The sequence below is a fragment of the Moorena sp. SIO3E8 genome (assembly GCF_010692445.1).
In the GTDB taxonomy this organism is placed as follows: Bacteria; Cyanobacteriota; Cyanobacteriia; order Cyanobacteriales; family Coleofasciculaceae; genus Moorena; species Moorena bouillonii.
Map to the genome: position 1 here is coordinate 1 of NZ_JAAHHM010000194.1, position 9709 is coordinate 9709.

At 43.0% G+C, this 9709-nt stretch carries 8 protein-coding genes and 2 pseudogenes; 8 read left to right on the forward strand and 2 right to left on the reverse strand.

The window, feature by feature from the left end:
* A pseudogene (locus F6K46_RS35835) lies at positions 1–164 on the forward strand (IS4 family transposase); the annotation flags it as partial.
* A 1-nt stretch (position 165) separates the two neighbouring features.
* On the opposite strand, the gene F6K46_RS35840 reads toward F6K46_RS35835, so the two are convergent.
* Both F6K46_RS35840 and F6K46_RS35845 read right to left on the reverse strand, forming a co-directional pair.
* On the reverse strand, positions 166–372 hold the full coding sequence (locus F6K46_RS35840) for a hypothetical protein (protein ID WP_293067151.1): 207 nt from the start codon (positions 370–372) through the stop codon (positions 166–168).
* A 142-nt stretch (positions 373–514) separates the two neighbouring features.
* Entirely contained in the window at positions 515–718 is a 204-nt protein-coding gene (locus tag F6K46_RS35845; RefSeq protein WP_293067159.1) for a hypothetical protein, read from the reverse strand.
* Between the two features lie 346 nt (positions 719–1064).
* Between F6K46_RS35845 and F6K46_RS35850 the strand changes: the two genes are divergently transcribed.
* The 7 genes and pseudogenes from F6K46_RS35850 to F6K46_RS35880 all read left to right on the forward strand — a co-directional run bounded on the left by F6K46_RS35850 (position 1065) and on the right by F6K46_RS35880 (position 9627).
* The gene (locus F6K46_RS35850; RefSeq protein ID WP_293067162.1) at positions 1065–2093 is read left to right on the forward strand and encodes a 3-oxoacyl-ACP synthase; all 1029 of its coding nucleotides are present in this window, start codon (positions 1065–1067) and stop codon (positions 2091–2093) included.
* A gap of 271 nt (positions 2094–2364) precedes the next feature.
* Complete coding sequence (locus F6K46_RS35855; RefSeq protein WP_293067165.1) at positions 2365–3321, forward strand: putative 2-dehydropantoate 2-reductase; 957 nt, start codon at positions 2365–2367, stop codon at positions 3319–3321.
* A 29-nt stretch (positions 3322–3350) separates the two neighbouring features.
* Complete coding sequence (locus tag F6K46_RS35860) at positions 3351–3527, forward strand: hypothetical protein (protein ID WP_293067168.1); 177 nt, start codon at positions 3351–3353, stop codon at positions 3525–3527.
* A 226-nt stretch (positions 3528–3753) separates the two neighbouring features.
* Positions 3754–6183: a phosphoketolase gene (locus F6K46_RS35865; protein WP_293067171.1), complete on the forward strand. Its 2430-nt coding sequence runs from the start codon at positions 3754–3756 to the stop codon at positions 6181–6183.
* A 223-nt stretch (positions 6184–6406) separates the two neighbouring features.
* A complete protein-coding gene (locus F6K46_RS35870; RefSeq protein WP_293067174.1) occupies positions 6407–7675 on the forward strand; it encodes an acetate kinase in 1269 nt (422 codons plus the stop codon).
* Positions 7676–7857: 182 nt separating this feature from the next.
* Positions 7858–8871, forward strand: a pseudogene (locus F6K46_RS35875) (IS630 family transposase).
* 492 nt (positions 8872–9363) lie between these two features.
* On the forward strand, positions 9364–9627 hold the full coding sequence (locus F6K46_RS35880) for a hypothetical protein (RefSeq protein WP_366510859.1): 264 nt from the start codon (positions 9364–9366) through the stop codon (positions 9625–9627).
* The last annotated feature ends 82 nt before the right edge of the window (positions 9628–9709 follow it).

The window sequence follows — 9709 nt, forward strand, 5'->3', positions numbered from 1 at the left end:
GGAGACATAGCAGTTTTTACATTGGTTTATATGGTCAAACCTGGGTAAAGTTTAAGGATTGTTGTCTAGAATTAGTAACCGAATTAATGAGACTCAATCCTAATAAACGAAAGTATTATCAACGAGGGATAAGGGCTAGGTTGCTTATAGAATCTGCATTTTAGCTTATTTCGTCGCCCCCTCAGCGTTGGAAGAGTAGGGAGTAGGGAGTAGGGAGTAGGGAGTAGGGAACAGGGAACAGGGAACAGGGAACAGGGAACAGAGAAGAGGAAATAGGTAATAGAGAATAGCGATCGCTGCATCAATACAGGCAATCAACCTTAAAGAAGACTGTACCTCATAACTGCGAGAAAAGTTATAGGCAAAAAGCAAAGGGCAAAAGGCAACATTTTTAAACTAGTTAAGTTGATTAATATAGTGTTTTCCCTACTTATGAGGTACACAGATTTTATTCCCTATTCCCTATTCCCTGTTCCCTGTTCCCTGTGCGATCGCTTACCAAATTACAACCCTACTATTCCTCATCCAACGATTCTTCATCCATCGGATTACCGACATCAAAAACAATCACAAACTTAGCATCCGGCATCAGGCGTTTAAGAGCTTTCAAATGACCCTCCGCATCAGACCGGTTGCGGAACCGACCAACAACTACTCGCTGCATTTCGGGTAATAGCCGAACAATCACCCATGGATGAAGGCGTTCAGAATACGTCATAATAAAAGTATCTCCTGTCATAGGGGACCCAAGGCTAGCCCGTAAATTTGAACGGTTTCCCGGGCTAGCTCTTGAGGTGGAAGTTTTACCAACCACTCTTTTAGAATAGCACAAATAATCTTTAATTGTAGCATATTTTGAAAATATTTGTAACAAATTTTTAGGGAGTAGGTAACAGGGAATAGGGTCAAGAGATCTGAGTATTTTTTTTTGTTTTGGTGATATCATGATTGAGTTAAAGGCAGTATCCAAAAAATGCGATTGACGGAACGTCACGCTACGCGAGGAAGCGGAGCTTCCGCTAAGAGCGAACGCTCTTTAAGTATTTAGTTCTAATAAAAGCTAGATGATTGAAAACAATAAAAATCAGACAACAGTCGGTATTGCAGCTATAGGCTATTATATTCCTTCGGGAGTTATGACTAGCGAGGCGATCGCCAAACTAGCAGATATACCCCTGTGGGTTTTGAAAGAAAAAATAGGCATGGAAAAAAAACCAATTGCTGCCGAAGACGAACATCCCAGCGATATGGGAATTAAAGCAGCAATGTCGGCGATAAAAAAAGCCAAAATTAAACCAGAACAAATAGATCTAATTGCTTATTGTGGGGTAGGATATTACGATTACCGATTTTGGTCTCCGGCAGCAAAAATTCAAGCTGCCATTGGTGCTGACAATGCTCATAGTTTTGAAATTAGAAATTTCTGTAACAGCGGTAACTTAGGTATTCATATTTGCCGGAACATGTTGCTGGCAGATAATAGTTCAAATTATGCTTTAGTTGTTTGTAGTGATAAATTATCCCAGCTGGTTAATTACTCGGATAAAAATAGCAATTCTATTCTTTTTTTCGCCGACGGTGCCGCCGCAGCCTTACTAAAAAAAGGAGAGTCTAGCAACAAAATTCTATCCTATTATGGTATAACTGATGGCAAATTAGCTGATTTGGTTCGAGTTCCCTTGGGAGGGACAAAATTGCCTGTAAAAAGTGAAAATATTGACTTAGCACTTAATTATGTAAAAATAGAGGATCGCAATCAATTAGAAAACACTTTATCAGAAATTTATTTAAAAAATTATAAAAAAGTAATCACCACTGCATTGCAAAAAAGTGGATTCTCTCTAAATCAAATAGATTTCTTATTTACCAATCAGATCAAAAAAAGCTTATTAGCCAAGATTATTGAAGCTCTAAGCTTAACTGAAAAAAATACATTTATTTCCTTGACGAACTGCGGTCATTTGGGAGCAACAGATACTTTATTGGGTTTGGCTAAGACTATAGAATTGCAGAAAATAAAACCTGGTAATTTAGTAGTTTTAGCTAGTAGTGCTGCCGGGTTTTCCTGGGGAGCAACTGTGATTAAATATTAAACTAATCATTATTAAACTAATCATTATTAAACTAATCTTAACTTTTCTCGGCTATCCTAGACAGATTACAGTAAATGAATAGTTTAAATGAGCTTAACCCCTTAAATAGCAAGGGATTCAACAAAATAAAAAGCCATTGTATTGATGCAATCGCTCTAGTTGATGTAGTTGATGTAGGGTGGGCAGTGCATCACACAGATCCCAAACCTTGCCATCGGGTTGCTAGGCACTGCCCACCATGGGATTCATCATAATCGTTATACTTCTCAAAATGTCAAATCGAACCTATGGAATTATCGGCACCGGAGCTATTGGCGGATTCTACGGTGCCAAACTGCAAAAAGCCGGTCATAAAGTCAGCTTTTTACTGCGTAGCGACTACCACCATGTCGCCGAAAACGGTTTAATTGTAAAATCAGTAGATGGCGATTTTACTCTGCCGGAAGTCGATGCCTATAACGATGTCAAAAAAATGCCCAATTGCGATGTAATCGTAGTAGCATTAAAGGCGAACCAAAATCATAATTTACCAGAGCTATTGCCGCCCTTAATAAACAAAAATACCATAGTGTTGCTCTTACAAAACGGTATAAATATCGAACCAAAAATTGCCAACATCATAGGAAATAATACCCTAATCAGTGGCTTGTGTGTTATCTGTTCTAATAAAGTAGGGCAAGGCCAGATTCACCACATCGACTATGGTAGTATTCTCCTAGGGCAATATGCTGGTAACTATCAAGCTGCTGGCATTACAGAACAAATGAAGGAAATTGCTAGGGATTTTGAAACCGCAGGAATTCCTATTGAGTTGAACGAAGATTTGCTGTTAGCTAGGTGGAAGAAGTTAGTTTGGAATATTCCTTATAATAGTCTTTCCGTAATTTTAAATGCCAGAACAGATGAAATTATGGCCAATGCCGATACACGGCTTCTAGCAGAACAAATAATGGGGGAAGTGCTAGCAGGGGCAAAGAGTTGCGGGCGGATACTAGGCGATCGCTTTATCCAAAAAATGCTCGACCATACCGAAAACATGAATCCTTATTTAACCAGTATGAAACTGGATTATGATGGAAAAAGACCCTTGGAAGTTGAGACAATTGTGGGCAATCCTTTGCGGATGGCAAGCAAAGCAGGAGTTGATTTGCCCATGATTTCTCTGCTTTATCGACAGTTGAAGTTTTTAGATGTTAGGAATCGGCTAAGAACTGCCCACCATAGGTAAGCATATCCGCTACGCGCACGCTACTTGAGGTGCCGTCAGCTTTCAGCGGTCAGCGGTCAGCTTACAGCAAGTTTCGCCCCTCTAGCCCCCCAAATTTGGCAGGTACACAGGATTGTTTTCCCTCTTGCCTCTTGCCTCTTGCCTCTTGCCTCTTGCCTCTTGCCTACTCCCTGTTCCCTGTTCCCTGTTCCCTTTGGTATAACTGATAGCTGATAACTAATAGCTGAATGCTTACATTGAAAACTCCGATAGTTTTTATATAAAAAACAAACTGTAACCCCCTGTTCCCTGTTCCCTGTTCCCTGTTTACCTAATTTCATAATTAATTAATAGCAGCTTACTTTTATTTGTTGTAAGATAACATTAAAAGGGTAAAAATAAGTTTTCCAAATCCTAATCCTCAAGTCCTAATACTTAAGATAGGAACTAATTATGGTTCAAGCACCAGCGCCTCAACGTGCAGGGCAGAACGCTCCTCTTTCTGCCCAAGAACTAAACCAAATTAATGCCTATTGGCGTGCCTGTAACTACCTTGCCATAGGTATGATTTATTTACGAGATAATCCCCTACTGCGAGAGCCTTTAGTGCCTCAACAAGTTAAACAGCGGCTCTTAGGACACTGGGGAGCAAGTCCAGGGTTGAGCTTTACCTATGTGCATCTCAACCGGATCATCAAGAAATACGACCAAAACATGATTTTCTTAGCCGGTCCCGGTCACGGTGCTCCCGGTGTTCTTGCCCCAGCTTACCTAGAAGGCAGTTATTCCGAAGTTTATCCAGATAAAAGTGAAGATATTGAAGGCTTACAAAAATTCTTCAAACAATTCTCTTTCCCTGGTCACATTGGTAGCCACTGTACCCCAGAAACCCCTGGTTCCATCCACGAAGGCGGTGAATTAGGTTACAGTCTTTCCCATGCCTACGGCGCTGCCTTTGACAATCCAGACTTAATAGTAGCTGTCATGGTCGGGGATGGCGAAGCAGAAACCGGACCGCTCGCAACAGCTTGGCATTCTAACAAATTCCTCAATCCCATCCGGGACGGGGCAGTTCTACCGATATTACACCTCAACGGCTACAAAATTGCTAATCCCACCATTTTGTCCCGGATTAGTCCCCAAGAACTAGAATCCCTCTTTCAAGGCTATGGTTACACCCCTTACCTAGTCGAAGGTGCCCAACCAGAAGACATGCACCAGAAGATGGCTGCTACCATCGAGGAATGTATTCAGCAAATTCACACTATCCAGCAAGAATGTCGTAGTAGCGGTATTGCCAAGCGTCCTCCCTGGCCAATGATTATCTTACGCACTCCCAAAGGTTGGACTGGACCGAAAGACGTTAATGGTCACAAAGTCGAAGGCTTTTGGCGGGCTCACCAAGTCCCCTTGTCAGGAGTTCACAAAGATGAGAGTAACCTCAAACAGCTAGAAGAATGGATGCGAAGCTATAAACCAGAAGAGCTGTTTGATGAGAATGGCAAACTCATTCCAGAACTCAAAGCCTTAGCCCCTACTGGTCACCGGCGGATGAGTAGTAATCCCATTACCAATGGTGGTCTAGTCCGTAAACAACTACGTTTACCTGACTTCCGGAACTATGCCGTAGAAATACCAAAATCAGGTACCGTCGAGGTCGAGAATACTAGGGTGCTGGGCTACTTCCTGCGGGATGTCATGGCCAATAACATGAACAACTTCCGGGTTTTTGGTCCCGATGAAACCGCCTCCAATCGCCTCAATGCCATTTATGAAGTCACCAAAAAAACCTGGCTAGCAGAGATATTACCAGAAGATGCTGATGGTGGGGAATTATCTCCCGATGGTCGGGTGATGGAAATGCTGAGCGAACATACTTTGGAAGGGTGGTTAGAAGGTTACCTTCTCACAGGTCGTCACGGCTTCTTCCACACTTACGAAGCCTTTGCCCATGTGATTGATTCAATGTTCAATCAGCACGCTAAATGGTTGGATATCTGTAAACATGAAGTGCCTTGGCGCAGTCCTATTTCTTCATTGAATATTCTTCTGTCTTCTGTAGTTTGGCGTCAAGACCATAACGGTTTTAGTCACCAAGACCCAGGTTTTTTGGATTTGGTAACAAATAAGAGTGCTGAGGTTACCCGTATCTACTTACCTCCTGATGCCAACTGTCTCCTCTCTGTAGCTGACCATTGCTTGCGTAGCACCAACTATGTCAACGTAATTGTTTCCGACAAGCAGATGCATCTTCAGTATCTAACCATGGAAGAAGCAATTAAACACTGCACCAAAGGTATAGGTATTTGGGAGTGGGCTAGCAATGATGATTGTGGAAAAGAACCAGATATTCCCGACGTAATTATGGCCTGTTGCGGTGACATTCCCACCAGGGAATCCTTAGCAGCAACTGCTATTTTACTAGAAGAATTTCCCCACATCAAAATACGTTTTATCAACGTAGTAGACTTATTCAAGCTACAGCCCGAAAGTGAGCACCCCCATGGCTTATCAAATGCTGATTTTGATAGTCTATTTACCACCGATAAACCAGTCATTTTAAACTTCCACGGTTATCCTTGGCTAATTCAAAAACTCACCTACCGTCGGACTAATCAGCATCGCATTCATGTCCGAGGTTATAAAGAAAAAGGTAACATCAACACTCCCCTAGAATTAGCGATTCGTAACCAAATTGATCGCTTTAACTTAGTAATTGATGTGATTGACCGAGTGCCTAAACTAGGGTCTGCCGCAGCTTATGTTAAAGAAAGGATGAAGAATCAGATTATCGAAAACTTAAACTATGCCTCTGAGCAGGGTATAGATAAAGCTGAGATTCAAGAGTGGAAGTGGCCATTCGATCAAGTTTGTAGTCTCTAGGAGTTGAGGGAGTCGGGAGTAGGGTGTAGGGAGTAGGGTGTAGGGTGTAGGGAGTAGGGAGTAGGGGAGAAATATTTTGTCTGTGTTCCCTCCCTGTTCCCTGTTCCCTGATGTGGGTTATGATCGCGATCGCATCAACATGCCCGTTGCTTCCATAGTTACCTATTCTTGGCGATCGCTCCCATATCAATGAAGGCTTACGGAATCGACTCGGTACATAGCCATGAAAATCTTAGTGCTAAATGCTGGTTCTAGCTCTCAGAAAAGTTGTTTGTACCAGTTAACAGACAAAACCTTGCCTGAGCAACCACCCCAGCCACTGTGGGAAGCTCATATTGATTGGACTGTCAGCAATAGTTCAGGTATTTTAACCGTTAAAACTCAAGATACCTCCCTAGAACTTAAACTAGAATCACAATCTCGTCCGAACGCGATCGCACAAATGCTGGATACCCTAATTAAGGGGAAAACTCAGGTATTAAATCAGTTATCAGAAATAGACATAGTTGGTCATCGGGTAGTACATGGTAGTGCCGACTATACTCAAGCTACTCTAGTAACTGCTCAAGTTAAAGATGCGATCGCAAAGCTATTTCCCCTAGCACCTGTTCATAATCCCGCTAACCTAGAAGGGATAGAAGCCATCGAACAACTTTTAGGAGATATACCCCAGTTAGCAGTCTTTGATACAGCCTTTCACAGCCAAATGCCCATAGAGGTTAAAGTTTATCCCATCCCCTACCAATGGTTTGAAAAAGGGATTCGTCGCTATGGCTTTCATGGTATTAGCCATCAATACTGTGCGCAACGGAGTGCTCAACTAATCGGTAGACCCTTAGAATCCCTAAAAATGATTACCTGTCATTTAGGCAATGGTTGTTCCTTAGCAGCCATTAACCGAGGTGTTAGCATCAACACCACTATGGGCTTCACTCCTTTAGAAGGCTTAATGATGGGTAGTCGCAGTGGCTCAATTGACCCCGCCATCTTACTCTACTTAATCGAAAACTATCACTTTAATCCAGAACAATTAGACCAAATGCTCAATAAAAATTCTGGGTTAAAGGGAATTTCTGGTGTATCTGCTGATCTGCGGAATATTCAGAAAGCCATAGCAGAAGGTAACCAACGAGCCCAACTAGCATTAGACATTTATATTCATCGAATACAAGGGATGATTGGCGCAATGTTACCCTCCCTTGGCAGCTTAGATGTGCTAGTATTTACCGCAGGCGTTGGAGAAAATTCAGAGGTAGTACGTCAGAGAGTTTGCCAAGGGTTTGAGTTTTTGGGATTGAAACTCGATCAACAGAAAAATTCTTCATCTCCCCTAGACCAAAATATTGCTAGATCGGATTCAGCCGTCCAGGTCTTGGTGGTTCATACAGAAGAAGATTGGGCGATCGCTTCTGAATGTTGGAATTATAGCAAAGGGAATAGGGAGGAAAGTGTGGGGAGTGTGGGGAGTGTTGGAAGAGAACAGGAGAGTTGATGTAGGGTGGGCAGTGCATCACACAGATTCCAAACCTTGCCATCGGGTTACTAGGCACTGCCCACCATCGGATAATATCAAATCCGGGTGTATACTTACTGTTAAGACAGAGCATGGTAAGTTTTATGCCCAAAAGGTTGACCCTGAAGCCCCACCAACAGTTGTGACGCAAAGGAACAGCGATAACGCGCGTGAAAAAGACCCGGTGGGGCTTGCGCCATTACCAAATACTGTGGTTAATGGCCAAAGGTAAAACGACCCTTGAAGTAGCGGAGGTGACTGGCTACTCCTTGCGGTGGATTCGGGTCATTGCTAACCGCTACAACAATTTTGGAGTTGCTGGAGTTGGAGACCAACGCCATCACAACTCAGGTGCGGAACCAATGCTTGATGAAGTCCAACAAGCTCAACTTTTACAAGCCCGTAAGACCCCAGTAAATGAAAGTGGATTGTGGAATGGACGCTTGGAACGCTGATTGGATGAGTCGGGTGCGCTTAGCGTCCAGTGGCTCCGCAACTCCGATGGGAATATCTTAAGCAGATGGAGTACCGACTGCGGATACTCGCTGAAGCTCATGTGCACTCGGACCCCTCCGAGCAAGAGAACTGGAAACAAAAAATAGCAGAGCGAGTAGAACAATTGCGCTCTTTTGCACCCTGATGCCGAGATTCAACTGTGGGCAATGGATGAGCATCGCCTGGGTCTCTTGCCTATGGTAAGACGACTATGGGTTCCATGGTGGGACATGCAAAGTGCGACCGTGCAATGGCGTTTTCAATGGGTTTGGGTCTATGGGGCAAGTCCATCCGGCTACTGGTGAAACCTACTGGTGCCTAATGCCAAAAGTTAAAATCTACCTGTTCAATCAAGTGTTAGCAGACTTTGCTCAACATTTTGGTAATGGGCAACACAAACAGGTTTTGTTGACTATAGACCAAGCGGGGTGGCACAAAGCTAAGCCATGTGAAATGGCCAGAAGGATTACATGTGGAATTTCTGCCTTCTTACTCCCCAACAGTTGCAGCCAGCCGAAAGACTATGGCAATTCCTAGATGAACCAATTGTCAACCGCAGCTTTGAGAAGATTGAAGAGTTGGAGCAGATCATTTGCGCTCGCTGTTGTGTTTTACTCAAGCAGTGCGACTTCATTCGTGGTCTGACCCATTTTCATTGGTGGCAGGCAGCCAAGGCTTAACGATAACTATTTAACCGGATTTGATATAAGTCTTTGATTCGTTCCCACTGGTCATCCCGCAAGGCATAGCGAAGTGTCATGATAGCACGGATCCTGATTGACTCAACTCTCTACATTTATCGATTCTAAACTAGATTGATTCCTATTTGATGACACGCCCTAGGCAGAGATTATTAAAACTTAAGGTTTTCTACAGAAAATACACCGTAAAATCCAGCTACTAGACTAGTACCCGGTGCGGAATGTGGGTTCAAAAAACGGAGGAAATAATTAGATAAGCACAGAGTAATTACGTCTTTGTGAGCTTTTTGCGACAGAACCCTTTTTTGTTAGAATCAGATCTTGCAGCAGTACAAAAAAACTTAATAACTGAAAGTCGCCAATCAATTTCGATGCCTAAAGAGTCAATTATTATCACTGTTGCCTGTTCCCCGTTCCCTGTTCCCTTACTTAAACGATAGGTTTTAAACAAGCGTGCAAGATCTCAGTTAGATGAATAAACAGCCTAACTCCGTGGACAATCCGCTTCAATCAAAGTCTCCACTGAAAGTAAATAGCCAAGTACTACCACCAGATGAACTTCGTTCTCGCTTCCTGACACTTGCTCTGGTCAACATTCTCTCTAATGTGATGGTTCCCCTATCTGGTTTAGTTGATGCGGCTTTTCTAGGACACTTGGCAGACATTCGCTACCTAGCAGGGGTTGCTCTGCTCACCTCTTGCACTAGTACAAATGAACCACTTGCCAAGCAGTAGGCACAGATGAGAGAAAAGGGCGTGCAAACAATAGAAACAATAGATAGCTTGAACTTTGGTTTCAATTCTTGCCCACGCCCAA

Bases quoted from the DNA above. Each gene is read 5' to 3' on its own strand.
- F6K46_RS35855 (WP_293067165.1), top strand. From the start codon at position 2,365: ATGTCAAATCGAACCTATGGAATTATCGGCACCGGAGCTATTGGCGGA.
- F6K46_RS35850 (WP_293067162.1), top strand. From the start codon at position 1,065: ATGATTGAAAACAATAAAAATCAGACAACAGTCGGTATTGCAGCTATA.
- F6K46_RS35865 (WP_293067171.1), top strand. From the start codon at position 3,754: ATGGTTCAAGCACCAGCGCCTCAACGTGCAGGGCAGAACGCTCCTCTT.
- F6K46_RS35845 (WP_293067159.1), bottom strand. From the start codon at position 718: ATGACGTATTCTGAACGCCTTCATCCATGGGTGATTGTTCGGCTATTA.
- F6K46_RS35880 (WP_366510859.1), top strand. From the start codon at position 9,364: ATGAATAAACAGCCTAACTCCGTGGACAATCCGCTTCAATCAAAGTCT.
- F6K46_RS35870 (WP_293067174.1), top strand. From the start codon at position 6,407: ATGAAAATCTTAGTGCTAAATGCTGGTTCTAGCTCTCAGAAAAGTTGT.